This is a genomic window from Pseudonocardia wallangbongensis (genome assembly GCF_054486945.1).
In genome coordinates, this window is record NZ_JBRERS010000004.1 from 580971 (window position 1) to 606320 (window position 25350).

Genomic DNA, 25350 nt, shown 5'->3' on the forward strand with positions numbered 1-25350 from the left:
AGGAAAGCGGTTGCCAGCTTACGTCGGAGGCTCGCAACCCTCAGCCGCCGTAGCGCCAGAAGGTGACCTCCCAGTCGTCCGCGTCGGGGTCGGCGCACGTGACGTACTTCTCGACCCACACGCACGTGTCCCGGTCGACTTCCCGCCCCAGCTCGGGCCCGAGGTCGGCGGGCGCCCGCCGGGCCGCGTCGTAGGCGACCGGCCCGTCGGGCGTGGTGAGCACGAGCAGCCCCGCGCCGGCATAGGTGTAGTCCGGGGCGGCGAAGGTCTCGAGCACCGCGCCGGATCCGCGGTCCAGCAGCATCGTCGAGTCGCGCGTGGTGACGGCGATCGGCCCGCCCACCGACCGGATGTCGTACGGAGCGGTCAGCGGGTGCTCGCCGGTCTCCCACCGGGTCGTGCCGGTCGCGGTGTCGATCGCGCGCAGCGTCCGCGTCGCGCCCTGGACGAGGGTCAGGCACAGCGTGGTCTCGTCGCAGGCGACGAGCGCGCTGCCGTCCTGCGCCGCCGGCAGCGACTGCGTCCACAGCGGTGTGTCCAGGTCCGTGACCGCGTAGGCCTTCAGGTCGCGCGGGGTCTGCCGGTAGACGTAGAGGACGTCGTCGAGCAGCACGTAGCTCATGACCTTCTCGCCGAGCACGCCCTCGCCGACGATCCGGCCGGACGCGGTGTCGATGATCTTCGTGGTGCCGGTGGCCTTCTGCCCGTGCCCGACCCGGCGCTGGGGGTGGTCCTGCGGGTCGCCGGGCGCGGCGAGCGACTCGGCGGTCTCCTGCGGGATCCAGGTGAACGAGGGCTCGTCGGTGCGTTCCGGGACCGACCAGACCTGCCGGCCGGTCCGCACGTCGAACGCGTTCTGCTGGTTCGCGTCGTGGTCGTAGGCGATCAGGCGGTCGCCGTAGTGGCAGCCGCTCTCGCAGCCGACGCGCTGCGGGAGCGTCCACATCGTCTCGCCGGTGTCCCGGTTCAGCCCCAGCGTGATGACGAACCCGTCGGGGTACTGGGTCTCGAGCACGAGCGCACCGTCGACGACCTCGAACCGGATCGACGCGATCGAGTTCTCCGGCACGCGCAGGGTGCGCTCCCAGACGACGGCCGCGGCGTCGAGGCCGTACGCGGTGAAGGAGATCGACCTGGCGGTGTGGAACGCGGTGTAGGCCACGCCGTCATGGATCCTCGTGAGCTCCGGGCCCGGGGCCGTCGGGTAGCCCTCGTCCTTCGGCGGCCGGGCCGGGGTGAGGTGGCCGACCCGCTCGAGCCCCTGCGTCGCGGGCGCCGCGGCCGGCGTCGGGCCGGGCGGCGCACCGCCTCGTCGAAGGGGTCGAGCACGACGAGCCCGACCGCCACGAGCGCGATCACGGCGGTGCCGGCGACGAGCCCGGCGACGAGCGGGCGCCGGCGGTCTCGTCGTGGCCCCTGCGGCGGCGGCCCGCCCGATCCCCGCGGCGGCGGACCGGTGCCCGGGTGGCCACCGGGCGGGCCGGGCCGGGGACCGCCGGGCGGCGGTCCGGGCGGCATCGGCGGTGGCCGGTTCGGATCGTCCGGAAGCGTCATCGGTTCCCCCCAGTCTCCGCGACCGCCGTGCATCGGGATCCGCCGGAGAGGAGGCGCCGGCGGCCGCGATGACCGTGGCCGCGGCGCGAAGCCGGTCACTGTACGCGACGATCACCGGTGCGTTCACGGCGTTGGTGTGCGACGGGCAAGCGGCGCCACAATCGTCGTGCGACCGTCGAGCTGCCACGTCCCGCACCGAGAGGACCCGCATGACCACGATGCCTCCGCCCGAACTGGTCGAGCTCGTCCCCGGGGTGTTCGCCTACGTCCAACCCGACGGCAGCTGGATGATCAACAACACCGGCGCGGTCGCCGGGGAGACCGGGCACCTGCTCGTGGACACCACGTCCACGGAGACCCGCAACCGGGCCCTGCTCGCGGCCGTTGCGACCGTCTGCCCCGGGTCACCGCGGGCGCTGGTCAACACCCACCACCACGGCGACCACACGTTCGGCAACTGGCTCATGCCGCCGGAGACACCGATCATCGGCCACGTCACCTGCCGGGAGGACGTGCTCGCTTCCGGGCTCGTCGCCGCGCACGTGCTCACCGGGCCCGAGTACGGCCACCTGGAGGTCCGCCCGCCGGACGTCACGTTCACCGCTGCCATGACCCTGCACCTCGGTGACCGGCCGGTGGAGCTGATCCACGTCGGGCCCGCCCACACGCGCAGCGACGTGCTGGTCTGGCTGCCGCAGGAGCGCGTGCTGTTCGCCGGCGACCTCGCTTTCGCCGGCGGCCAGCCGTTCCTCGTCGAGGGGAGCGTCGCCGGTTACCCGCCGGCGATCGCGCGGATCCGCGAGCTGGAGCCGGCCATCCTCGTGCCCGGGCACGGCCCGGTGTGCCGTGGCGACGAGATCCCGGCTCTGCTCGACGACCTCGCGGAGTACGGCGCGTTCGTCGACGCAGTGGCCCGCGAGCACCACGCGGCGGGTCGCCCGCCGATGGAGGCGGCCACCGCGGAGAAGGACAACCGGTTCGCCTCGTGGCAGGAGAGCGAGCGGTTCGTCGGGAACCTGCACCGCGCCTACAACGAGCTCGACGGGAACCCGCTCGGCACCCGGATCCCGCTCGAGTCGGTCTGGCCGGACATGATCGCCTTCCACGGCGGCCCGATCGGGTGCTTCGCCTGATGCGCTGGGTCACCTACCGCGCGCCGGACGGCACCGAACGTCCCGGGCTGGTGCAGGACGGACGCGTGCACGGGCTGGACGGAACGCTGCTCGCACTGATCGAGGAGGGCCTCGCGGCCGCGGCCGAGCGCGCCGCGGCGAACCCGGCCGAGGTGGTCGATCTCGCCGGCGTGCGGCTGTGCGCGCCGATCCCGCGGCCGCCGTCCGTGCGCGACTTCCTGTCGTTCGAGGAACACCTGCGCAACGCCGTCCGCGCGCTCGGCCGCAGCGAACCGCCGCCCGTGTGGTTCGAGCAGCCGGTCTTCTACTTCTCCAACCCGGCCGCGATCGTGGGGCCCGACGAGGAGATCCCGATCTCGCCCGGGTGCGCGGCGTTCGACTACGAGGTGGAGGTGGCCGCCGTCGTCGGCCGGGCCGGCAGCGACCTCACGCCGGCCGAGGCCGAGGGCCACATCGCCGGCTACACGATCTTCTGCGACTGGTCCGCGCGGGACGTGCAGAAGCGCGAGTCGACGGTCGGGCTCGGCCCGGCCAAGGGCAAGGACGGCGCCACCAGCGTCGGCCCCGCCCTCGTCACGCCGGACGAGCTGGAGCCGTACCGCAGCGGCCAGGGCTTCCGGCTCGCGATGCGGGGGTCGGTCAACGGCCGCGAGCTGGGCGGTGGCAGCTGGGCCGACATCCGTTGGTCGTTCGGGCAGATGCTCGCCTACGCGTCGCGCGGCACGCGGCTGTGCCCCGGCGACGTGATCGGTAGCGGCACGGTCGGCACCGGGTGCCTGTTGGAACTCTCGGACCTGCACGGGCCGGAGCGTTACCCCTGGCTGCAGCCCGGCGACGTCGTCACGGTCGAGGTGGAGCAGCTGGGCGGACTGTCGGGCCGGATCGTCCCCGGGCCCACCCCGGTGCCGTTGTCCTGACACCCGGCGTTGACGCAACCGGTCGGCTGCTATAGCTTGAATAGCAATCTATCGGTTGCTATGTGTCGAGGTGATCGTCACCATGAACGGCCCGACCCTGGTGCTGGTGCCGGCGTTCACGGCGGTCTTCGCGGTCACGGGCCTGTGCTCGCTGGTCCGGCTGCGCGGAGGCGGTGACCGGACTGCGCAGCTGTCGCACCTGCTGATGAGCGTCGCGATGCTCGGGATGGCATGGGGATGGCCGGCCGGGCCGGACACGGCGGGCGGCACCGCGCAGCTCGTCCTGTTCGGGGTGCTCGCCGTCGTGTTCGTCGTGCGCGTACTGGACCCGGCCGAGCCCCCGTCGGCCGGCAGCGCCCACCACCTGCTCGCGCTGGCGGCGATGGTCTGGATGGTCCTCTCGACGCCCGGCTCGCACGGGCACGACGGGCACTCCGCGGCCCCCGCGGTGACGCAGCTGATCACCATCTCCTTCGTGGTGCTGCTCTGCGCGATGCCGTTCGCCCGTGCGGTCGGGGCGTCGCGGAGCCTCGGCCACGTCCTGATGAGCGGCGGCATGGCCGCGATGCTCCTGGCGATGCTCTGAACCGGCTCAGGAGTCGGGGGCGTCCCGGCGCTCCGCGAAGCTGCGCTCGCCGTGCACGGCCAGCTCGGCCAGCACCGCCTGGGGGTTGCCCGCCTCGATGAGCTCCAGCAGGTAGCGGTGCCGGGCCACGTGCTCGACGAGGCTCTCGTAGTAGCGCTCGCGGGCGTCCAGGTTGCGGGACATGCAGAGCAGCATCTGCTGCTGCACGGAGCGGTAGATGTCCGAGAGCCTCCGGTGCCCGGCGAGCGCGACGATCGAGGCGTGGAAGGCGTAGCCGTTCTCGACGAGCGAGCCGCGGTCCTCGTCGCGGGCGTTGCGCTCCATCCGCTCGAGTGCCGCGTGGCAGGCGGTCAGCCGGGCCCGGTCCTGCACCGGGACGCCCAGCTCCACGGCCATCTTCTCCAGGCCGGTGCGCAGGGTGAGGATCTCGAAGACGTCCTGGTCGGTGAGGGTGGCGACGGTGGATCCGTAGCGTGGACGCGTGACGACCAGCCCGTCGTTCTGCAGGAGGCGCAACGCCTCCCGCAGGGGAGGGCGGCTGATCCCGAGGTGCTCGGTGAGCCGCTCCTCGATCAGTCGCTCTCCGGGTGCGAAGCCCCCGGAGAGGATCATCTTCCGGATCGACTCGGCGGCCAGCGCCACCAGGCTCGGCGGGTTGATCTGCTCGCCCGTGCCCGCATCGACGCTGGTCATCTCGCCCTCCCGTGCTCCTGTCATCCCAAGCATCCCGCACCCGATGCCGGTGACGGATGCCCGGCGCCTTGCGCGCGTCTTTTGACTGTTGTAGACAATAGCCGACTTCCTCGAAAGGTGCCCGATGACCGTCGCGCAGGACCGGAGAGTGGCGCCCGGATCGACATCCGTGGGGCTCGCGGGCCTCGGGAACCTCGGACTCCCGCTGGCCACCACCCTCGCGCGCGCGGGCTGGGACCTCGCCGTCCTCGACACCGTGCCCGAGCGTGCCGGACCCGTCGTCGCGCTCGGTGCGACGCCGGCGCCGGACGTGGGTGCGCTCGCGGAGCGGGACGTGCTGGTGCTCGCCGTCCCCGACGACGCGGCGGTCGAGCAGGTCCTCGGCGCCTACCTCGCCGTCGAGCGACCCGGGCGGGCGGTCGTCGTGCACAGCACGGTGCTCCCGCAGACGGCGACCCGCCTGGCCGAGGCCGCGGCGGGTCGCGGCGTTGACCTGCTCGACGCCCCGGTCAGCGGCGGTGCCGAGCGTGCCGCGAACGGCACGCTGACGGTGCTGGCAGGCGGCACGGACGCGGCGGTGGAGCGGCTGCGGCCCCTGCTCGACGCCGTCGGCGACCCGGTGCTGCACGTCGGCCCGGTGGGCGCGGGGGCGGCGGCGAAGCTCGCGAACCAGCTCACGATGTTCGCGAACCTCGCGGGCGTCTACGAGGCGATCGACTTCGCCACCGCCCACGGCGTCGCGACCGACGTGCTGCTCACCGCGCTGGAGACGAGCCTCGGCGACTCCTGGATCGCGCGGAACCTCGGCTTCTGGGACCGCACGGCCGCCGCCTACGACGAGAGCGGCACCCCGGTCGCCGACCGCCCGTGGAGCAAGGATCTGGCCGAGGTCGTGCAGGCCGCCCGGGCCGCGGGCGTGCCGGTGCCGCTGGCCGGCTGGCTCGCCCAGACCGTGGCCGGACGGGTCGAGGACCACGCCGCGGCGACGGTTCCGGGAACCGACGCTGCCCGCACGACGCGAGCCCGACCAGCGGATCGTGGCGCAGAATCCGATGAGCATCCGCTACCCGCCCAGCTTCGGGGGCGCGCGTGTCCATGACCGAGGTCGACGCCGCCCTCGCCAGCAGCTGAGGAAGGACCACGTATGGCGACCCACGAGGGCGCACTCGCCGGTATGACCGTGCTCGACCTGACCCAGGTGATGGCCGGGCCGTTCTGCACGATGATCCTGGCGGATCTCGGTGCCGACGTCGTGAAGGTGGAGAACCCCGAGTCGGGGGACCAGACCCGCTCGGCGTTCGCGCACCCGGGCGCGTTCCGCGCGCTCAACCGCAACAAGCGCAGCGTGACCCTCGACCTGAAGTCCGATGCGGGCCGCGCGACGTTCCACGAGCTGGTGCGCTCCGCCGACGTCGTGGTGGAGAACTGGCGCCCCGGCGTCGCGGCGAAGCTCGGGGTCGACTACGAGACCCTCCGGCCGCTCAACCCGGGCCTGATCTACGCGAGCGTGTCCGGCTTCGGGCAGACCGGCCCGTACGCCGACCGGCCCGGCTACGACCTGATCGCGCAGGCCATGGCCGGGGTCATGAGCGTGACCGGCGAACCGGGGGACCGGCCGGTGAAGTCGGGCATCCCGGTGGCCGACCTGGGGGCGGGACTGTTCACGGCCGTCGGCGTCCTCGCCGCGTGGGCGTCCCGGCAGCGCACCGGGCAGGGCCAGTACGTCGAGACGTCGCTGTTCGAGGCGGCGGTGGCGCTGTCGGTGTGGGAGTCCACGGAGTTCTGGGCCACCGGGAAGGCCCCGCAGGCCCTCGGCTCCGCGCACCGGATGTCCGCGCCGTACCAGGCGCTCGCCACGCGCGACGGGTTCGTCACGGTCGGGGCCAACAACGAGCGGCTCTGGGAGCGGCTGTGCCGGGCCCTCGACGCGCCGGACCTGGCCGACGACCCGCGGTTCGCCCACAACGACGACCGGATGGCCCACCGCGCGGAGCTGGTGGTCGAGCTGGAGCGCCGCCTCGCCACCGACGACACGGACGCCTGGGTGGAACGGCTGCTCGCCGCGGGCGTGCCCGCCGGGCCGATCCAGGACTACCAGCAGGTCCTCGAGGACGACCCGCACGTGCGGGCGCGCGGGATGGTGGCCACCGTGGAGCACCCGGTGGACGGCCCGGTCCCGGTGCTGTCCTCGCCGCTGCACCTGTCGGGCACCCCCGCCTCGGTCCGACTGCCGCCGCCACTACTGGGCGAGCACACGGAGGAAGTCCTCGCCGCCGCCGCGCCGCAGCAAGGTGGCCTTCCTCCGGCTCAACCGGAGCAAAGCCACCTTGCTGCGGGAGGGAGTGGGGGGACCGCCGCCGCGCCCCGGCCGAGCGTGCGCAGCAGGCGCGACGGGGCCGTGTTGCACGTCGAGCTCTCCAACCCCGCCCGACGCAACGCCCTGACCTGGGAGATGTACGACGAGCTCCAGACGCTCTGCGTCGCGGCGCGCACCGATGCCGACCTGCGTGTCGTGGTGCTGCGCGGGGCCGGCGAGGCGTTCGCCGCCGGTACGGACATCGCCCAGTTCACCGAGTTCGCCCGTGCCGCCGACGGCCTCGACTACGAGCGCCGGATCGGTGCCGTGATCGAGGACCTGCTCGCCGTGCCGGTGCCCGTGCTGGGCGTCGTGGACGGGCCCGCCGTCGGCGGTGGGCTGGCGCTCGCCGCGTGCTGCGACGTGCTGGTGGCCACCGACCGGGCCGTGTTCGGCGCGCCCATCGCGCGGACGCTGGGCAACATCCTCGCGCCGGCCGGCGTGGCCCGGCTGCAACGCCGCCTCGGCGTCTCCCGGACGATGGGCATGTTGATGACGTCCCGCACGATCGACGCGCACGAGGCCGCCGCAGCCGGGTTCGTGCACGCCGTGGTGCCGCCCGCGGAACTGGACGCGACGGCTGCGAAGCTCACCGAGCGGATCGCCGCCGGGGCGCCGCGCACCCTGGCCGGGTTGAAGGAGATCGACCGGCGGCTCGCCGCCGCGGACGGCTCGGGCGACGTGGACGCCGACGACGTCATGGCCGACTGCTACGGCAGCGCGGACTTCCGGGAAGGCGTGGCCGCGTTCGTCGGCCGCCGGGCACCGCGCTGGAGCGGCTCGTGAACGTCATCGACACGCACCACCACTTCTGGCGGACCGCCCTGCAGGAGCAGCCGTGGCGCCACCCCGCGCACACCGAGCTGGCCGCCGACTTCGAACCCGCCGACCTCGCCCCGCTGATGGCCGCGGCCGGCGTGGACGCCACCGTGCTCGTCGAGTCCGTCGACACCCCCGACGAGAACGACCGGCTCGCCGCGTACGCCGCGGCCTTCCCGCAGGTGGCGGGCGTGGTCGGGTGGCTGCCGCTCACCGATCCGGCGATGGCCCGCGCCGAGCTCGGCCGCGTCGACCGGTCCCGCTGGTGCGGCGTGCGCTGCCTCGTCGCGCGGGAGCCCCTCGACTGGCTGGATCCCGGGCTGATGGCGACCCTGGCCGCCGCCGACCTCGCGTGGGACGTCGTGCCGGTGACCGACGCGCAGGTCGAGGCGATCGTCGCGCTCGCGCGCCGGGTGCCCGACCTGCGCATCGTCGCCGACCACCTGGCGCGCCCACCCCTGGAGACGGGCGACCTCGACGGCTGGGTCGCCCGGCTCGCCGCCCTCGCCGCCTGCCCGAACGTGGCGCTGAAGGTGTCGATCGGGGTGGACCTGCTGACGACCTGGACGCGCTGGGACCCGGCGGCGATCGCCCCCGCCGTCGCCCACGCGGTGGCGGCCTTCGGCCCCGACCGGCTGATGCTGGCCAGCAACTGGCCGGTCGTCACCGTGCGCGCCGACTACGGCACGGCCGTGCGCGACCTCGACGCCGCCGTGGCCGCCGCGGGCGTCGACGAGGCCGGGCTGGCCGAGGTGCGCGGCGGCACGGCGACCCGCTGGTACCGCCTGCCCCGCTCCTGACGTCCGGCACCACCGGTCGATCTCAGACGACAACGACGTCGACGGTGCCCTCGAGGTGGCTGAAGTCGTTCGCGTTGCGCGTGTACAGGGGCAAGCCACGCGACGACGCGATGGCCGCGATCATCAGGTCGAGACGGCGTGGCCGAGGATCGCGGTTCGCACCGACCGTCATCGCCACCAGGGTCCCGTAACGGGATGCCGCTTCCCGGTCGAACGGCAGCGGATCGAATTCGACGATCGCCATTCCGAGTAGCTCTGTGCGGACGGCCCTTGCCGCGATGTCCTTGGCCATCGCAACCCCCTGGTGGAGCTCGGCCATCGTGATGGCGGTGAGTTCGGGGACAGCCGGTAGCGCGCTCGGATCGAGTAGGTCGAGATCGATGTAGACGCAGGTGTCGAGCACACCTGACTGTGGCCGGTCAGCCACGCCGGCGGTCGGAAAGGTCATCGACGTCGAGCCGGTCCTCGCCGAAGTACTCGTCGGCGTCGCGGCGCAGTGCGACGCTGTCGACGTGCGGGCGTCGGCGGTGCCGGGCGACCAGCTCGTCGGCGCTGAGATGTCGCTGACGCGGCACCGGGCGCACCTCCGCGACCGGGACGCCGTTGCGGGTCACGTGGTAGGTCTCACCTGCCTCGACGGAGTCCATGACAGCGGCGGAGTTGTTGCGGAACTCCCGCTGCGTGATGACCTTCATGCAGGCATTGTAGCCCGTTGTAGCCCGCAGTAGCGCTCCCGCGAGGGGTGCGTCATCGCGCGTGCTGCGTGGCCGGAGTGCGGCGCAGGAGGAGCCAGGCGCCGGTGAGGGCGGCGACCGCGGCGGCGGCGATCGTCGTCGCGGTCACGCCGACGAGCACGGCCGCTGTGCCGGCCACGAGCGGGGCGACGGCGAGCCCGGCGGTGTAGGCCAGGTTGTAGAGCGCGTACGCGGCACCGTAGGCGGGCGGCTGGATGTGCTCCGCGAGCGCGCCGATCAGCACGAGGGTGGGCGCGAGCACGAGTTGCGCGCCGATCCCGACCACGAGCACGCCGGCGATCGACGGCCCGGCCGCCGGCACGCCGCACAGGACGAAACCGGCCGCCGCCACCAACGTGCCGAGCGCGGCCACGCGGGCCGCGCCGAGCCGGTCGGTCACGATCCCGGCGAGCGGCGCCGTCAGCCCGCCCAGCAGGGCGGCCGCGCCGAAGGCCAGGCCGATGCCGGTGGCGCCGAGCCCGAGCGCGGACAGGTGCAGCGGTAGGACCGGCTCGGCGAACGCGATCGCGGCCGCGCCGAGGGCGGTGAGCCCGATCAGCAGGCCGGCGCGCGGTCCGCGCGCGACCACCCGCAACGGGGCCGACGCCGGCGCGGTTGCGGTGGGACCCACCCAGACGATCCGGGCCACGGCGTCCGCCGCTGCCAGCCCGGCGACCAGCAGGAACGGGGCGCGCGGACCGAAAGCGTCGGCGAGGAGCCCCGAGACGGCCGGCCCGAGCAGCACCCCGAACCCGACCGCGGAGAGCGCCAGCCCCATCACGGTGCCGCGTCGCTCGGGCGGGTGCGTGCTCGCGATCAGCGCCAGCCCGGCCGCCCAGCTCGCGGCCGCGGCGACGCCCTGCGCCGCCCGCGCGAGCGAGAGCACGGCGAGCCCGAGGCCACCCGGGACGTCGACCACGGCAGCGAACAGCGCCGTCGCGGCGGCGAGGGCGATCAGACCGGCGAGCAGTGGCGCCCGCGGGCCGCTCCGGTCGACCCAGCGGCCCACCACCGGCGTCGCGACCAGCATCGCCACCGCGTACGCGGCGAAGAGCAGCCCGGCGGCGCCCGACGAGCCGGCGACCGCGGGGAGCACAGGGAGCAGCGGGACGAGGCTGCCGTACAGGAACATGTCGACGGCGAGCGCCAGCGTGACGACCGCGACTGCGGCGCGGGGGCGGGTGGGTCCGCGGGACATCAGGGGAGGATCCCTTCGAGTACGGGCCGCACGCTCGTGGCGTCGGCCGGGGGAACGAGAGCCGGGTCGTGGCCGGCGAGCAGCGCGGTGCCGCTCAGCCAGGCCAGCAGGTGTGCGGCGCCCGGGCTCGGACCGGCCTGCTCGTCCAAGGCGGCCCGCAACCGGTCGCGCCATGCGTGGAAGCCTTCGGCCTTCTCCTCGGTGGGTGCGCCGGCCGCCCGCATGCTCACCGTCATCAGGGCGGCGAACCGGCGGTCGGAGTGCAGGGCCCGGAGCCAGGCGAGCGCGAACGCCTCGAGGCGGTCGGCGAGCGGGACCCCCGGGGTGTCGAGCGCGGTCCAGACCGGCGCGGCGACCACGTCCCACGTCTCGCCGAGCACGGCGCCGAGCAGCGCGTCCTTGTCGGCGAAGTGGTGGTAGACCGCGCCGCGCGTGACGCCTGCGGCCTCGGCGATCCCGGCGAGCGTCGCGCGGTCGATCCCGTCGCGGGCGAAGGCGTGAAGCGCCGCGTCGACGAGGGTGGCGCGCGTCGCCGCGGTGTCCTCGGCGGTCCGGCGCACCCGACTTTCATACATGCATGCATGTATGAAAGGCAAGCATTACGGTAGCCCTGTGACGGAGCAGGTCGTACTCCTGGACGACGACGGGCGCGCCATCGGCGTCGCCGACAAGGCCAGCGTCCACGGACCGGTCACACCGCTGCACCTGGCCTTCTCCTGCTACGGCTTCGACCGGGCCGGCCGGCTGCTCGTCACCCGGCGGGCCCGGCAGAAGGTGACCTTCCCGGGCGTGCGCACCAACACCTGCTGCGGCCACCCGGCGCCCGGCGAGTCCGTGGAGGACGCCGTCCGGCGGCGGCTGGCCGACGAGCTCGGTGTCGGCGCCGTCGACCTGAAGCTCGTGCTGCCCGACTTCGCCTACCGCGCCGCGGCGGGGGGCATCGAGGAGAACGAGCTCTGCCCCGTGTACGTGTGCCGGCTCGTCGGCGAGCCGCGGGCCCGGCCCGACGAGGTCGAGTCGGCGGAGTGGTGGACCTGGGAGGAGTTCCTCGCAGCGGCCGGTGCGGGGGAGCTCTCCCCGTGGGCGCAGCTGCAGGCCCCGCTGCTCGACGCCCACCGAGACGATTGGAATGTGCGGTGAAGGAGATCACGATCTTCAGCGGCTCGGCCCACCGGGAGCTCGCCGCCGCGATCTGCCACCACCTGGAGGTGCCGCTCGCGCCCAGCCGGCTCACCCGGTTCTCGAACGACTGCCTCGAGGTCCAGCTCCTGGCCAACTGCCGCGAGCGCGATGTGTTCATCGTGCAGCCGCTGGCGCCGCCCGTGCAGGAGAACCTCGTCGAGCTGCTCCTCATGCTCGACGCGGCCCGCGGGGCGTCGGCCGCCCGGATCACGGTCGTGATGCCGCACTTCGCCTACGCGCGCTCGGACAAGAAGGGCGCCCCGCGGATCTCCATCGGGGCCCGCCTGATGGCCGACCTCATGCAGACCGCCGGCGCCGACCGCGTGCTGACCATGACGCTGCACTCCCCGCAGGTCCACGGCTTCTTCGGTGTGCCGGTCGACCACCTGCACGCGCTGCACGAACTGGCCGGGCACTTCCGCGGCGGCGACCTGTCCAACACCGTGGTGGTGTCCCCGGACCTGGGCAACGCCAAGGAGGCCTCGCGCTTCGCGCAGCTGCTCGGTACTCCGGTCGCGGCCGGGGCGAAAGAGCGGATCTCCGACGACAAGGTCGTGATCACCTCGATCATCGGCGACGTCCGCGGCAAGGACGTCGTGGTGCTCGACGACGAGATCGCCCGCGGCAGCACGATCGTCGAGCTGCTCGACCGCCTCGTCGAGCAGGGCGTCGCCTCCGTGCGGGTCGCCTGCACCCACGGCCTCTTCAGCGACGGCGCGCTCGTGCGGATCGGGAAGCGCGACGACGTCGCGGAGATCGTGTGCACCAACACCGTGCCGGTGCCGGACGCCGAGCACGCCCCGAAGCTCACCGTGATCTCGGTCGCCCCCGCGCTCGCCGAGGCGATGCGCCGGATCCACAACGGCGAGTCGGTGAGCGTGTTGTTCGACGAGCACTGATGCCGGCCGGTCCGGCCCGGGCGGCAGCGCGGGACTGGGTGGAGCGGCACGCCGCACCCGAGCCCTGGTTCCGCGGGGCCTACCTCGCCGGCTCCGCGGTGGACCGGCCCGCGGAGGCGGAGCAGCCACCGTGGTCGGACGTGGACGTCACGGTCGTCGCCGGCCCGGCGGCTCCACCGAAGCCGGGCAAGATCCGCCACGCCGGCGCGCTCCTCGACGTCTCGTACCTGCCGGAGGAGCTCCTCGCCGACCCGGACCGTGTTGCGGCCACCCACTACCTGGCCCCGTCGTTCGCCGGCCCGGACGGCATCCTGCTCGACCCCACCGGGCTGCTCGCGCGGTTACGGGCCGCGATCGCGCCCGCCTACGGCTCGCCGGCCGCCGTGCGCAGGCGGGTCGGCGACGTGGTCACCGCGATCCGCATGCGGCTCTCGGCCCTCGACGACACCGCGTCGTGGGCCCAACAGGTGCAGGCCTGGCTGTTCCCCAGCACCCTCGTCACGGTCGCGGTGCTCGTCGCGGCCGCGCAGCGACCCACCGTCCGGCTGCGTTTCCTGCGCGCCCGCGACGTGCTGCACGACCGCCCGGCCGGCTACGCGCGGATGCTCGACCTGCTCGGCTGCGCCGGCGTCGACGCCGCGGTGGTGGTGCGCCACCTCGACCGGCTCGGCGAGGTCTTCGACGAGGCCGCCGCGGTGGGCCGCACCCCGTTCTTCTTCTCGTCGGACATCAGCGCGGAGGCCCGGCCGATCGCGATCGACGGCAGCCGCGCGCTCGTCGACGCCGGGGATCATCGCGAGGCCGTCTTCTGGGTCGTCGCCACGTTCGCCCGCTGCCAGCAGATCCTCGACGCCGACGCGCCGCCGGAGCGCGCCCGGGCCGGGGAGGGCGCCTTCCGGGCGGCGCTGGCGGAGCTCACGGGCGTGCGCGGCCCGGACGACCTGCGTGCCCGCTCCGCCGCCACCATCGCACTGCTGCCGGAGCTGGAGGACGTGGCGGCGACGATCGCCTGCTCCCGTCAGACGAAGTAGCTGTCGTGGTGCGTGAAGAACTCGGCGCGTTGCTCGTCGTTCATGCCGGCCAGCTCGGTGATCCCTTCGAAGTAGGCCTCGCGGGGCGCCCCGGGCGTGAAGAGCATCAGCATGGACACGGGCTCGCCGGACTCGTTGCGGAACGCGTGCAGGCCGCCCGGCGGGACGTACAGGAAGTCGCCCGCGGTGCCGTCGATCCACCGCTCGCCGTCGAACAGCCGCAACGTCCCGGACAGGACGAAGAACGACTCCGACATCGCCCGGTGGAAGTGCGTCGACGGTCCACCGGGCTCCGGGCCCATGTCGACGCGGTAGAGCCCGAAGTCGCCGTCGCTGGATGCCGTGGTGGCCAGGTAGTGGTAGGAGGTGCCGGAGCCGAACGTCGGGCCGGAGGTGGCCACCGGCGTGGACACGAAGTCGGGTGCCGTACTCGCGGAACGGAACGTCGCGTTGATCTCCCCGGCCGCGCCGTGGTAGCGGGGATGCGGATAGGACACGAGACCTCCTGCGAGTGAGCGGCGGGCCGCCGGCCCGGTGCGGTGGAGCACGTCGCCAGTGTTCGACGTGAACCCGGGTTGAGGTCAACTCCTGGGGCGTACCCCATCCGGCTACCGGCGAGGGCCGGTCACGGGGTGTAGGGCGGCGCCTCTCCCCATCCCCAGCGCGGGGTCGGGTAGTCCGTGGGCGGGTCGGCGCCCGGCACGGCGTTGGCCTTCGCGATGCGGGTGCCCCACTCGATGTAGGCGACGAACGCGGAGCGGAACTCGGGATCGTCGGGCAGGCCCGCCTCGTCGGCGCTCTCGGCGATCAACTGCGCCCACCGCGCCCGCTGCTCCTCGGTGATCCCGAGGCCGATGTGGTGCGAGAGCATGGCCGGGTAGCCGCCCAGCTCGTCGGTGTACTCGGTCGGCCCGCGGAACACCTCGCCCAGCCAGCGGGCCACGTGGTCCTGGTGGTCGGGGCTCATGTGGCGGAAGATCGGCTCGAGCAGCGGGTCCTCGAGCACGTGCTTGTAGAAGACGTCGGTGAGGCGGTGCAGGGCGGCGGAGCCGCCGCACCACTCGTACAGGGTGGGAACGGTGTCGGTCACGGAACCCCCTCCAAGAATTACGTGATTACACCCTATGCCTACACCGCCGCGCGCGGGGTCTCGAGGTGGTCGGGCCCATTGCAGCAAGGCCACTTTCACGCAATGACGTATGACGTTGCAGGAAAGGCTTTGCTGCAATCCGTGCCGGCGCGCCTACTGCTCCCCCGGGCGACGGGCGGCTGTGGGCGACGCGGCCAGGCCTCCCCCGAACCGGCTCGGGCGGAACGCCTCCAACAGGGGCGACTCCGTGCCGTGCAGTTCGCCGGACACCAGGTCGCCCAGGAGCGGGCCGAGGGTGATGCCGCTGTGCGTCGCCACCGCGTAGAAGCGGCGGTCGGGGTCGGCGAACCCGGCGATCGTCAGGCCGTCCGCGGGCAGCGGCCGCTGCCCGACGCGGATCTTCTCCAGCCGGGTGCCCGCGGTGAGGGCGAGCACCTCGGGCAGCCGTCCCGTGATCTCGGCGGCGAGCGGGCCGTCGGCGGGCGGCGGGGCGGCCGGGTCGGCGGCGCCGTCGAGGTCGAGGGCCTGCAGCAGCAGCCGCCCGCCGCCGTCGGGCCGCACGTTGAGCCGGGAGTGGGTGAGGAGCCGCGACAGCCGGGCGGGCACCGGTTCGGTGGCTGCCAGGAAGCCGACGGTGGCAGAACCGGCCAGGTCGGGGTCGAGCAGCGGCACGTCGAGGCCGGCGAGCGCCGCGACCGGTGTGCTCCACCGGCCTGCGCAGCTCACGATGACGTCGGCCGCGTGCTTGTCGCCGTTCGCGGTCGTGACGGCGGGCGCCCCGAGGTCGATGCCGGTCACCTCGGTGTGCGGCAGGACCGTGGCCCCGCGGTCGCGGGACTCGCCGAGCAGCCGGGCGTGCAGCAGCCCGGGCAGGGTGTGCGCCTCCTCGGGGTAGAACACGAACTCCGCGCCGGCGGGTGCCACGAGGTCGGGCTCCAGGGAGAGGGCCTCGGCGCGCGTGAGCCGCCGCACCGGGTAGCCGCGGCCCTCCAGCTTCGCCACCCGCGCGGCGAGCAGCGCGGCGTGCTCGTCGGTCGTGGCCCACTCCAGGTGCCCGGTGGGGAAGAACCAGGAGGTGGGCCCGCCGGCCAGCGCGTGGTGGGCGGCGACGCCCGCGCTGTTGAGCTCGAAGTAGGGCTGCGGGTCCTTGTTGTTCGCGTTGACCCACGCGAACGACGTCGCGGTCGTGCCGGCGCCCGGGCGGCCGGCGTCGAGCACGGTGACCTCGGTGCCGCGCCGGGTCAGGGCCGCCGCGACGGCCGCGCCCACCACCCCGGCTCCGATGACGATGACGTGCACGGGAACTGCTCCGTTCTTTCAGCGACTGGTGCCGAACAGGCGGGCGACGCCGACCACGCGTTCGATGACGAGTGCGGCCACCACGGCCAGCAGCACCATCAGCGTGCCGACGGCGGTGACCGTGGGGTCGTAGTTGTACTGGAGGTAGTTGAAGATCCGGACGGGGAGCGTCTGCATGTCGGTGGTCACGACGAACAGGGCGACCGTGAGGTCGTCGAACGAGGTGATCAGCGCGAAGAACGCCCCCGCGATCAGGGAGCCCCGCACCGCGGGCAGCGTGACGTGCCAGAACACCTGCAGCGCGCTCGCGCCGAGCCCGGCGGCCGCGCGCTCGGCCGACCGGTCCAGTCCGTGCAGGCCGGCCAGCACGAGCCGCACCGTGTAGGGCACGGTCAGCACCAGGTGCGCGAGCAGCAGGGTGAACGGGCTGGAGGCCATGCCCAGCTGCGCGTACCACTGCAGGAGCCCGATGCCGAGGACGATGGTCGGTACCGCGAACGCGCTGGAGAACATCGTGTCGAGCGCCGCGCGGCCGGGGAACGGGTACCGGTGGATCGCGAGGCCCGCGGCGAGCCCGAGCACGGTGGACACGAGGGCCGCGCCGATCGCGACGCCGAAGCTGAGCGCGAACGACGTCAGGAACTCCGGCCTGCCGGCCAGCTCGATGTACCAGTGCAGCGTGATGCCCTGCGGTGGGAACGCGACGTAGCTGGTGGTCGTGAGCGAGGACGCGATCGTCACCAGCACGGGCGCGAGCAGGAAGAGCGCGACGAGCGTGGCGAACACCGCGCCGGCGACCCGGCCGATCACGACAGCCCTCCCGCGCGCTTGCGCAGCAGGGCCGCGTAACCGGCCATGAGCGCCGTGGTGACCACGACGAGGATGAACCCGATCGCGGCGGCGTAGGGCCAGTCGAGGTTCACGGTGGCCTCGGTGTAGACGAAGTAGGGCATCAGCTTGACCGTCGGCCCGCCGAGGATGGCGGGAGTGACGAAGCTGGACACCGTCAGGCTGAACACGATCAGCGACCCGGCCACCATCCCGGCCACCGACATCGGCGCGGTGATCCGCCAGAAGCAGCTCCAGCCCGACGCGCCGAGCCCGCGGGCGGCCGGCACGAGCGTCGGGTCGATCCGGTCGAGCGCGGCCACGAGCGGCAGCACCATGTAGGCGAGCATCACGTGCACCATCCCGATGACCACGGCGGTGTCGTTGTAGAGCAGCGTGGGCGGCTCGAGCCCGACCGCGCGGAACGCCGCGGCCACCGGCCCGTTCGGCCCCAGCACGACGAGCCACCCGTACGCCCGGATCACCATGCTGATCAGCAGCGGGGAGAGCAGGATCAGCGAGAGGTAGTTGCGCACCCGCGGGGAGCGCCCGCGCAGGTAGAGCGCGAACGGGTAGCCGATGAGCAGGCAGCCGAGCGTGGTGACGGCGCCGATCAGCAGGGTGTGCACGAGGACGTCCCGGTAGAACGGGTCGCCGAGGAACCGCACGTAGTTGGCGAGGGTGAAGCCGCCCTGCGCGGTGCGGAAGCTGTTCAGCACCAGCGTGAAGAGCGGCGCGACGAAGAGCAGGGCGAACACCGCCATCGCGGGCAGCGCGAGCAGCAGCCCGGTCCGGCGGGTCGAGCTCACCCGGAGCGGGCGACCAGCGAGGCGTGCTGCGACGGCCACGTGCACCTCACCTCCTCCCCGGTGGCGGGTACGGCGCCGGCGAACGGCACGGTGACCTCCAGCTGCCCGGCGGCGGTTTCGACGTGACAGCGGACCCGGGTACCGAGGAACCGGGTGGACGTGACGCGGCCGGCGAGGCCGTCGATCCCGAACTGCACCGCTTCGGGGCGGACGTAGACCCGTACCGGCGCGCCCTCGGCCGGCGGCGACCCGACCGCTGTGGCGGCGATCGCCTGACCGTCCGGCAGCCGGCACCCGTCGGCTTCGGCGACCCCGTCGAGGACGTTGACCTCGCCGACGAAGGTGGCGACGAAGTCGGTGGCCGGGCGCAGGTACACGGTCTGCGGGTCGGCGACCTGGTGGATCGTGCCCTCGTTCATCACGGCGATGCGGTCGGAGACGGCGAGGGCCTCCTCCTGGTCGTGGGTGACGAGGATCGCGGTGGTCCCGATCCGGCGCTGGAGCGCGACGACCTCCTCCCGCAGCCGCACGCGCAGCTGGGCGTCGAGGTTGGAGAACGGCTCGTCGAGCAGCAGCAGGTCCGGCTCCACGACGAGCGCCCTGGCCAGCGCGGCGCGCTGCTGCTGGCCGCCGGAGAGCTGGCGGGGATGGCGCTCGGCCATGCCGTCGAGCCCGACCATCTCCAGGGCCTCGGCGACCTTCCGCCTGCGCTCCGCGGCCGGGGTGCGGCGCATCCGCAGCCCGAACCCGACGTTGTCGGCCACGGTCATGTGCGGGAAGAGGGCGTAGGACTGGAACACCATGCCCATCGCGCGCCGGTTCGCCGGCACGGTCGTGAGCTCCCGGCCGTCGACCTGCACGCTGCCGGCGTCCGGCAGGAGGTGGCCGGCCACGATGTTGAGGGTGGTGGTCTTGCCGCAGCCCGACGGGCCGAGCAGCGTGAGGAACTCGCCGGGCTCGGTCTGCAGGTCGATGCCGCGCACGACCTCCCGGCCGCCGAGCGACTTGCGGATCCCCTCGAGGATCAACCGGCCGCGGGCCGGCGCCGCGACGGGCGCCCCGGTGATGGACCCGGCCGCGGCCGTCACCGGACCTCCACCTCGCGGTTCCAGCGCTCCGTCCATGCGGCGCGGTCGCGGTTGATCGTGGGCCAGTCCAGCTTGCGCAGCTGCCCGACCTCGTCGAGCCCGACGACCTTCGACTCCAGGTCCGGTTCGAGGGTCACGCCCTGCACGACGGAGCCGTCATAGGTCGCCTCGGCCAGCTCGGCCTGCACGGCCGGGTCGAGCAGGTGCGCGACGAACTTCTGGGCGAGGTCGGCGTGCGGCGCCCCGGCGACCACGTTCGCGGTGGTCACGAGCGCCATCGCGCCGCCCTCCGGGTAGACGAACTGCACGGGGAAGTCCTTCTCCGCGAGCGATGACACCCGCGAGACGCCCCACACCGACGCGGCTGCCTGGCCCTGGAGGAAGTAGTTGGAGACGTCGGCGGTGGTGTCGAACGTGACGGCGTTGCGCGCGATCTGCTGGACGGCGCCGAACCCGGGCTCGATGTTCTGCTCGGAGCCGCCGTTCTGGGACGCCGCGCCGACGAGCAGGCCGAGGCCGTAGGTGTTGGTGATCGACGGGAGCACGAGTGCGCCCTGCAACCGCGGGTCGGCCAGGTCGCTCCACTTGGTGGGGGCGGGGACACCGTGCTCGGCGAACCAGGTCGGGTTGTAGGCGATGCCGGTGGCGGTCAGCCCGAACCCGACGCCGACGTCGTCGGGGAGCCGCCCGATCTCGACGACCTTGTCCACGGGGACGACGGCGGTGTCCAGCGGCCCGACCAGCCCGGCGTCGCGCGCCTGCGCCTGCGGGCCGTCGTCGAGCAGGGCCACGTCGATCTGCGGGCTCGCCTGCTGCGCCTTCAGCTTCGCGATGCTGTCGGTGGAGGCGCCCGGGATGTAGGTCACCGTGCAGCCGCAGGTCTGCTCGAAGCCGGGGATGATCGACTCCCGGAACGCGGTCTCGAACGAGCCGCCGTACCCGGCCACGACGAGTGCGTTCGCGTTGCCGGTCGGGGTCGGAGGCGCGCAGCCGGTGACGGCGAGCGCGAGGGCTCCCGCCAACGTGCCCAGTGCGAGTCGGAGAGTGCGTCTCATGGATACCTCCTAGAGGGGCCGGGCGGGGGAGAGGTGGGAGACCGGCCGCGGGGTGGAGCCGGTGAGCACGAGGTCGGCGACGGCGTCGCCGAACACGGGCGCGAGCTTGAACCCGTGGCCGGAGAAGCCGGTGGCGACGTGCACCCGCCCGCCGTGGCCGGGTAGCGGCCCGAGCAGGCCGTGCTCGTCCGGGGTGAAGCCGTCGCAGTAGGTCGCGATCCGGATCGGGTCGGGCACGAGCCCCGGGAGGACGGCGGTGACCGTCGCCCGCAGCCGGGCGACCAGGTCGACGGCCGCGCTGCGTGGCAGGTCCTCCGGGGACTCGACCGGTGGGAACCCGCCGTGCAGGTTGACCTTCACGCCGGTGCCGTCGAGGGCGGGGAAGCACGAGAAGGCGTGTGGGCCGACCCGGACCGCGATCGGGCACCGCTGCGGGTCGAAGAGCTCCGGCGCGCGGCGGGCGAACCAGGTGGACGTGACCATCCGCGGGCGGACCGGGAGGTCGGCGAGCAGCGTGCGGGCCCACGGCCCGGGGGCCAGGACGACGGCGTCGAACCGGTCGGTCGTCCCGGCGGTGCGGATCGTGACCCCGTCGCCGTCCGGCACGACGTCGAGCACCCGCTCGTAGCGGCGGATCGTCGCGCCGGCCCGCTCCGCCGCGGCTGCGGCGGCCTGCACCGCGGGCTCGGGCGTGAGGAACCCGGCGTTCGGGTCGAGGACGAGGACCTCGCCGTCGCCGAGGGGGTGCTCGGGTACCCGCCGCCGGGCCTCCTCCCCGGTGAGGACCTCGACCGGCAGCCCGTACTGCGTCGCGCAGTCGAGCACGGCGCGCACCGTGGGGTGGTCGGCCGGGCCGACGGTGGCGCCCCCGACGAGGTGCAGCAGGCGGCGCCCGGCCGCCGCCTCGAGCTCGGTCCACAGCTCACGAGCCGCGTGCAGCAGCGGGACGTACTCGGCGCCCTCCTTGTAGGCGGTGCGGAAGATGCGGGACTCCCCGCCCGCGGCGCCGCGGTCGTGACCGGGCGCGTAGGTGTCGAAGCCGGTGGCCGGCACACCGCGGGCGGCCAGCCGCCAGAGCGTCATCGCGCCCACGGTTCCCGTGCCGACGACCGCGATCCGAGGATGGTTCACCGGGTGCTCCCGAGCGAGGTCTCGACGTAGAACCGGGAGTCGGCGGCCGGGAGGATCGCCTGCATGTGCTCGACGACCTCGTCGCGCACCGTCCAGGTGACCCGCAGCCAGCGGAACACCGCCGTGCCCTCCGGCAGGCCGAAGAGCCCGGCATGCGTGGCGTCGAGGGTGTGCGGCTCCACGTAGAGCCGGGACCGTTCGAGCACGACGCCGCTCCGGCGCAGGTACGGGTGCGTCGTCGCGTGGACCAGATCCTGGTCGAGCAGGTCGGGCGCGTACCGGAACGGCAGCACGGCCAGCTCGGTGGCCGCCACCCGGTTCCCGTCGGCGGTGAGCTTGTGCCGCTCGACCTGCACGACGGCCTCGTCGGCGGCCACGCCGGGCAGCTGCAGCGCGGCCTTCGCGCCGGGGAGCACCCGGGCGTCGACGACGCGGTGGTCGCCCGGCAGCTCCGGGCCCTCCAGGAGCAGGCCGGCCGAACGGAGCAGGTTGTGCTCACCGGCCGTCTGCGCGACGAACGTGCCGCGGCGCCGGTAGCGCACCACGAGGCCGGCGTCGGCCATGTCCCGCAGCGCCCGCTGCACGGTGATGCGGGAGACGCCGAACTGCTCGCCGAGCTCGGCCTCCGTCGGCACGCGCGTGCCGGGCGGCCAGGTGCCCGCCCGGATGCGCGACTCCAGCTCCTTGCGGATCTGCGCGTGGAGCGGGTCGCTGGTCATACCCGGGGATCCTGGGGCGCCTGATTTGATATGTCAATACAAAAATAGAGATGTCATATGGCCGTGACGGGCTCGAGTTGCAGCAAGGCCACCTTGCTGCCGTCTCGTGGCGGAAAGGTGGCCTTGCTGCAATCCCTCAGCTCGCCGGCTGCACGTCCGGGATGCCGTCGGCCGGGGGAGCGGCCGGCTCGCCGGTGGCCTCCGTGATCGGGGCGTCGCCGTTGTCGGTGACGAGCACCGGGGTGAGGTTCTCCGTCCCGCCCCCGCTGATCCGGGTGACCTGGACGCCGGAGATGCCGGCGTGCCGGTCGGCGGAGAACCGGAACGGGGCCGCCCACGGCCCTTCGAACGTGGCGCCGGAGCGCTCGACCGCGTCGACGATTCCCTGGCGCGTCGGGTTCGGGCCCGCGGCCTGCAGGGCCTGCACGAACGTGTAGGCCTCGGCCATCCCGTAGACGCGGTAGTTCGTGAGCTCGCCGTCACCGCCGTTCGCGTCCCAGACCCGCTGGAAGAGCTGCACCCACGGGTTGTCCGGGGTGTCCACGCCGGGCAGGTACTCGGTGGTCAGCACGCCCTCGAGGAGCCCGGCGTCGGTGACGGCGCCCTCGGAGAAGCGGGCGAGCAGCGAGCCGACGAGCGTCGGGTCGGAGCCGACGTTCGAGTAGATCCACTGCGGCTGGTAGTTCAGGCGCAGTGACTGGAGCTGCGACAGCGCCGTGTAGGACGGGACGTTGAAGCCGATCACCAGGTCGGCGCCCGCCGCCTGCAGGGCCGCGATCTGCGGGGCGACGTCGGTGTTGCCCGGCGTGTAGCGCTCGGCGGCCACGATCTGGTTCTCCAGGTAGTGGCGGGCGCCCTTCTCGCCGTCGCGGCCGAAGTCGTCGTCCTGGACGAACAGGCCGACCTTGGCGTCCGGGAAGTTCTGCGCCACGTACTGGGCGATGATCTTCCCCTCGATCTCGTAGTCGGGCTGCCAGCCGAACGTCATGGGGTTGTCGGCGGGGTTGTCCCACAGCAGCGAGCCCGAGGAGACGAACAGGTCGGGCACGCCCTCGCTGTTGAGGTAGTCGACCACCGCCGAGTGGGTGGGTGTGCCGAGCCCGCCCATGATCGCGAAGACCTGGTCCTGGAGCACCAGTTCGTTGACGACCTGGCTGGTCTGCGTCGGGTTGTAGGCGTCGTCGCGGAAGACGTACTCGATCTGGCGGCCGTTCACCCCACCCGCGGCGTTGACGAAGTCGAAGTAGGCCTTCGTCCCGGTGGGGATCTCGCTGTAGCCGGGTGCGGCCACGCCGGTGAGCGGGAAGTGGGCGCCCACCTTCACCGCGGTCGGGGTGATGCCGACCTCGGCCTCCGCTCCCCCTCCACCGCCGCCCTCCGGGCGGCCGCCGGCACCGCACCCGCTGAGCAGCAGCACCGCCGCCGCCAGCGCGGCGCACAGACCCCTTGCCTTCATCGTGTCCTCCTCCGGCGACCCCATACGTTCTTCAGCACGCCCACCGCGCCCGTGGGGGCGAGCAGCATCACGAGGATCAGCACCGCGCCGTAGACGAACGGTGCGAGCTGCGCGGCCTGCGTGCCGTCCAGCCCGGCGGCGGTGCCGAGATTGGTGACGGCGGGCGGCAGGAACACCAGCAACGCGCTGCCGAGCAGCGCGCCGACCAGGCTGCCGAGCCCGCCGACGACCACGGCCGTGAGCAGCCCGAGCGAGAGCACGATCGTGAACCCGCTGGGCGCGGCCAGCCGGACGACGACGCCCAGCACCGCGCCGGCGAGCCCCGCGCACGCGGCGCTGACCACGAACGCCAGCACCCGGACCTGCCCCAGCCGGATCCCGGCCAGTTCGGCGGCGACCTCGTCGTCCCGCACGGCGCGCCACACCCGCCCGACCCGCCCGGCCATGAGGTTGGCGAGGAGCAGCAGGACCAGCAGCAGCGTGCCCCAGCCGAGGTAGGCGAGGTACTTCGCGCTGGGCGTCTCGTGCGCGAACAGGAAGTAGACGCCTGCGTCGAACCAGCCGGGCACGTCGGGCGACGCGATGCGCAGGCCCTGCTCGCCGCCGAGCGTGTGGTCGAAGTAGATCGCGAGACCCGGCACGGCGACGGCCAGCGCGAGCGTGGCGCCGGCGAGGTAGGGCCCGTGCAGCCGGGCGGCCGCGGCCCCGACCACCGCCCCGACGAGCGCCGTCACGGCCGCGGCGACGAGCATGATCAGCGGGAGCGGCAGTGCCCCGTCGCCCTCGGGCCCGAGGAGCAGGCCGGTCGTGTACGCGCCGACGGCCATCAGCGCGCCGTGACCGAGTGAGATCTGGCCGTTCAGCCCGGTGAGCACGGTCAGCCCGGCCGCCGCGATCGCGTAGTAGGACATCGTGGCGAGCTGCGAGTTGCGGAACGGGCTGGTGAACTCGAGTACGAGCACGACGGCGACCAGCGCGACCAGCACCGTGAGCCCGTGCCGCCCGAACGTCGAACGCGGGCGCCACCGGAATCGATGTTTCGGCACCGGAGCGGGGCGGGTGGTGGGCCGGTCGGTCTGCTGCACCATCAGACCCTCCGTGCCGCGGTGCGGGCGAAGAGCCCCTGTGGCCGTACGAGCAGCACCGCAACGAGGATCACCAGCGCCGCCAGCGCGACGAGCTCGCTACCCAGGTAGCCGCTCACGTAGGACAGCAGCAGCCCGATCGCGAGGCCGCCGACCACGGCACCACCGGGGGAGTCGAGCCCGCCCAGCACCGCGGCCACGAACCCGTAGACGATCACGGCGTCCATGTAGGCGGGGAACACCAGGCTGCCGCCGGCGATGAGGAGCCCCGAGAGCGACCCGACGACGGCCGCGAGGGCCCAGCCCAGCGTCAGCATCCGGCCCACGCGCACGCCGAGCAGCCGCGAGACCTCCTGGGAGAACGCGGCGGCGCGCATCTTGAGGCCGAGGTCGGTGAAGCGGAAGAGCGCGACCAGCGCGAGCATCACGACCACCACCGCGACGATCACGTAGATGCTGTTCGCGGTGAACGCGATGTTGACCCCGCCGACGGTGAACCCGCGCAGGTCGAACGGCGCGGGGAAGGACCGGAACGTCGAGCCGAACAGGATCGCGGCGAGCGCTTGCAGCGCCACGAACAGCCCGAGCGTGACGATCACCGCGTTCAGCTCCGGCCCGCCCTCGACCGGCCGGATGACCAGCCGCTCGACCAGCGCGCCGAGCACGAGCCCGGAGCCCAGCGCGACGACGAGCCCGACCCAGTAGGACTGCCCGCCCTCGATCAGCGTGAGCGCGAGGTAGGTGGTGAACATGCCCATCGCGCCCTGGGCGAAGTTCACGACCCGGGTGGAGCGCCAGATCAGCACCAGGGCCAGCGCGAACGCGGCGTAGACGGCGCCCTGGCCGAGCCCGGTCAGCGTGACGTTGAGGAACTGCTGCATCCGGCTC

Annotated in this window: 27 protein-coding genes; 9 read left to right on the top strand and 18 right to left on the bottom strand. The window is 73.5% G+C overall.

Annotated elements, in window-relative coordinates; genetic code table 11:
• Positions 1-40: 40 nt before the first annotated feature.
• Positions 41-1162 carry an outer membrane protein assembly factor BamB family protein gene (locus ACU436_RS17980; protein WP_459026661.1) on the bottom strand — a complete coding sequence of 374 codons (1122 nt, stop codon included), beginning with the start codon at positions 1160-1162 and terminating at the stop codon, positions 41-43.
• Between the two features lie 601 nt (positions 1163-1763).
• On the opposite strand from ACU436_RS17980, the gene ACU436_RS17985 reads away from it, so the two are divergent.
• The 3 genes from ACU436_RS17985 (at position 1764) to ACU436_RS17995 (ending at position 4190) form a co-directional block, all read left to right on the top strand.
• Positions 1764-2687 carry an MBL fold metallo-hydrolase gene (locus ACU436_RS17985; protein WP_459026663.1) on the top strand — a complete coding sequence of 308 codons (924 nt, stop codon included), beginning with the start codon at positions 1764-1766 and terminating at the stop codon, positions 2685-2687.
• Complete coding sequence (locus ACU436_RS17990; RefSeq protein WP_459026664.1) at positions 2687-3604, top strand: fumarylacetoacetate hydrolase family protein; 918 nt, start codon at positions 2687-2689, stop codon at positions 3602-3604. The genes ACU436_RS17985 and ACU436_RS17990 overlap by 1 nt, the downstream gene beginning before the upstream one ends.
• Before the next feature lie 82 nt (positions 3605-3686).
• On the top strand, positions 3687-4190 hold the full coding sequence (locus ACU436_RS17995; protein ID WP_459026666.1) for a DUF5134 domain-containing protein: 504 nt from the start codon (positions 3687-3689) through the stop codon (positions 4188-4190).
• 6 nt (positions 4191-4196) lie between these two features.
• Here ACU436_RS17995 and ACU436_RS18000 read toward each other — a convergent pair whose 3' ends face one another.
• Positions 4197-4883, bottom strand: coding sequence for a GntR family transcriptional regulator (locus ACU436_RS18000; RefSeq protein WP_459026668.1), 687 nt, complete (start codon positions 4881-4883; stop codon positions 4197-4199).
• A 124-nt stretch (positions 4884-5007) separates the two neighbouring features.
• Here ACU436_RS18000 and ACU436_RS18005 point away from each other — a divergent pair, with 124 nt between their 5' ends.
• The 3 genes from ACU436_RS18005 to ACU436_RS18015 are packed head-to-tail and all read left to right on the top strand — an operon-like array spanning position 5008 to position 8858.
• Positions 5008-5982: an NAD(P)-dependent oxidoreductase gene (locus tag ACU436_RS18005; RefSeq protein ID WP_459026670.1), complete on the top strand. Its 975-nt coding sequence runs from the start codon at positions 5008-5010 to the stop codon at positions 5980-5982.
• 45 nt (positions 5983-6027) lie between these two features.
• Entirely contained in the window at positions 6028-8025 is a 1998-nt protein-coding gene (locus tag ACU436_RS18010) for an enoyl-CoA hydratase (RefSeq protein WP_459026672.1), read from the top strand.
• Positions 8022-8858 carry an amidohydrolase family protein gene (locus ACU436_RS18015; protein WP_459026674.1) on the top strand — a complete coding sequence of 279 codons (837 nt, stop codon included), beginning with the start codon at positions 8022-8024 and terminating at the stop codon, positions 8856-8858. Before ACU436_RS18010 ends, ACU436_RS18015 begins: the two co-directional genes overlap by 4 nt.
• Positions 8859-8880: 22 nt before the next feature.
• Here ACU436_RS18015 and ACU436_RS18020 read toward each other — a convergent pair whose 3' ends face one another.
• The 4 genes from ACU436_RS18020 to ACU436_RS18035 are packed head-to-tail and all read right to left on the bottom strand — an operon-like array spanning position 8881 to position 11350.
• On the bottom strand, positions 8881-9306 hold the full coding sequence (locus tag ACU436_RS18020; protein ID WP_459026676.1) for a type II toxin-antitoxin system VapC family toxin: 426 nt from the start codon (positions 9304-9306) through the stop codon (positions 8881-8883).
• The gene (locus ACU436_RS18025; protein WP_459026678.1) at positions 9278-9553 is read right to left on the bottom strand and encodes a type II toxin-antitoxin system Phd/YefM family antitoxin; all 276 of its coding nucleotides are present in this window, start codon (positions 9551-9553) and stop codon (positions 9278-9280) included. The genes ACU436_RS18020 and ACU436_RS18025 overlap by 29 nt, the downstream gene beginning before the upstream one ends.
• A 52-nt stretch (positions 9554-9605) precedes the next feature.
• Positions 9606-10790 carry an MFS transporter gene (locus ACU436_RS18030; RefSeq protein WP_459026680.1) on the bottom strand — a complete coding sequence of 395 codons (1185 nt, stop codon included), beginning with the start codon at positions 10788-10790 and terminating at the stop codon, positions 9606-9608.
• Positions 10790-11350 (bottom strand): TetR/AcrR family transcriptional regulator, encoded by a 561-nt coding sequence (locus ACU436_RS18035; RefSeq protein ID WP_459026682.1) that lies wholly within the window; start codon positions 11348-11350, stop codon positions 10790-10792. Before ACU436_RS18035 ends, ACU436_RS18030 begins: the two co-directional genes overlap by 1 nt.
• A gap of 52 nt (positions 11351-11402) precedes the next feature.
• Here ACU436_RS18035 and idi point away from each other — a divergent pair, with 52 nt between their 5' ends.
• Genes idi through ACU436_RS18050 form a run of 3 tightly spaced genes read left to right on the top strand, consistent with a single transcriptional unit; the run spans position 11403 to position 13902 of the window.
• The gene (gene idi, locus ACU436_RS18040; protein ID WP_459026684.1) at positions 11403-11930 is read left to right on the top strand and encodes an isopentenyl-diphosphate Delta-isomerase; all 528 of its coding nucleotides are present in this window, start codon (positions 11403-11405) and stop codon (positions 11928-11930) included.
• The gene (locus ACU436_RS18045) at positions 11927-12871 is read left to right on the top strand and encodes a ribose-phosphate diphosphokinase (RefSeq protein ID WP_459026686.1); all 945 of its coding nucleotides are present in this window, start codon (positions 11927-11929) and stop codon (positions 12869-12871) included. The genes idi and ACU436_RS18045 overlap by 4 nt, the downstream gene beginning before the upstream one ends.
• Positions 12871-13902, top strand: a complete 1032-nt coding sequence (locus ACU436_RS18050) for a hypothetical protein (RefSeq protein WP_459026688.1) — start codon at positions 12871-12873, stop codon at positions 13900-13902. The genes ACU436_RS18045 and ACU436_RS18050 overlap by 1 nt, the downstream gene beginning before the upstream one ends.
• Here the strand turns inward: ACU436_RS18050 and ACU436_RS18055 are convergent.
• The 12 genes from ACU436_RS18055 to ACU436_RS18110 form a co-directional block, all read right to left on the bottom strand.
• Positions 13890-14399: a cupin domain-containing protein gene (locus ACU436_RS18055; protein WP_459026690.1), complete on the bottom strand. Its 510-nt coding sequence runs from the start codon at positions 14397-14399 to the stop codon at positions 13890-13892. The two genes, ACU436_RS18050 and ACU436_RS18055, sit on opposite strands and share 13 nt — an antisense overlap.
• A 128-nt stretch (positions 14400-14527) precedes the next feature.
• A complete protein-coding gene (locus ACU436_RS18060; RefSeq protein ID WP_459026692.1) occupies positions 14528-14992 on the bottom strand; it encodes a group II truncated hemoglobin in 465 nt (154 codons plus the stop codon).
• Positions 14993-15145: 153 nt separating this feature from the next.
• Positions 15146-16291 (bottom strand): NAD(P)/FAD-dependent oxidoreductase, encoded by a 1146-nt coding sequence (locus ACU436_RS18065; RefSeq protein ID WP_459026694.1) that lies wholly within the window; start codon positions 16289-16291, stop codon positions 15146-15148.
• Positions 16292-16309: 18 nt separating this feature from the next.
• Positions 16310-17101, bottom strand: coding sequence for an ABC transporter permease (locus ACU436_RS18070; protein ID WP_459026696.1), 792 nt, complete (start codon positions 17099-17101; stop codon positions 16310-16312).
• Positions 17098-17967: an ABC transporter permease gene (locus ACU436_RS18075; RefSeq protein ID WP_459026697.1), complete on the bottom strand. Its 870-nt coding sequence runs from the start codon at positions 17965-17967 to the stop codon at positions 17098-17100. Before ACU436_RS18075 ends, ACU436_RS18070 begins: the two co-directional genes overlap by 4 nt.
• Positions 17925-19016 carry an ABC transporter ATP-binding protein gene (locus ACU436_RS18080; protein WP_459026699.1) on the bottom strand — a complete coding sequence of 364 codons (1092 nt, stop codon included), beginning with the start codon at positions 19014-19016 and terminating at the stop codon, positions 17925-17927. The genes ACU436_RS18075 and ACU436_RS18080 overlap by 43 nt, the downstream gene beginning before the upstream one ends.
• A complete protein-coding gene (locus tag ACU436_RS18085) occupies positions 19013-20071 on the bottom strand; it encodes an ABC transporter substrate-binding protein (RefSeq protein WP_459026700.1) in 1059 nt (352 codons plus the stop codon). Before ACU436_RS18085 ends, ACU436_RS18080 begins: the two co-directional genes overlap by 4 nt.
• A gap of 9 nt (positions 20072-20080) precedes the next feature.
• Complete coding sequence (gene solA / locus ACU436_RS18090; protein ID WP_459026702.1) at positions 20081-21202, bottom strand: N-methyl-L-tryptophan oxidase; 1122 nt, start codon at positions 21200-21202, stop codon at positions 20081-20083.
• Positions 21199-21921 (bottom strand): GntR family transcriptional regulator, encoded by a 723-nt coding sequence (locus tag ACU436_RS18095; protein WP_459026703.1) that lies wholly within the window; start codon positions 21919-21921, stop codon positions 21199-21201. The genes solA and ACU436_RS18095 overlap by 4 nt, the downstream gene beginning before the upstream one ends.
• Before the next feature lie 136 nt (positions 21922-22057).
• On the bottom strand, positions 22058-23377 hold the full coding sequence (locus tag ACU436_RS18100) for an ABC transporter substrate-binding protein (RefSeq protein WP_459026706.1): 1320 nt from the start codon (positions 23375-23377) through the stop codon (positions 22058-22060).
• Entirely contained in the window at positions 23374-24465 is a 1092-nt protein-coding gene (locus ACU436_RS18105) for a branched-chain amino acid ABC transporter permease (protein WP_459026707.1), read from the bottom strand. The genes ACU436_RS18100 and ACU436_RS18105 overlap by 4 nt, the downstream gene beginning before the upstream one ends.
• Positions 24465-25343 (bottom strand): branched-chain amino acid ABC transporter permease, encoded by an 879-nt coding sequence (locus ACU436_RS18110; protein ID WP_459026709.1) that lies wholly within the window; start codon positions 25341-25343, stop codon positions 24465-24467. The genes ACU436_RS18105 and ACU436_RS18110 overlap by 1 nt, the downstream gene beginning before the upstream one ends.
• Positions 25344-25350: the final 7 nt, after the last annotated feature.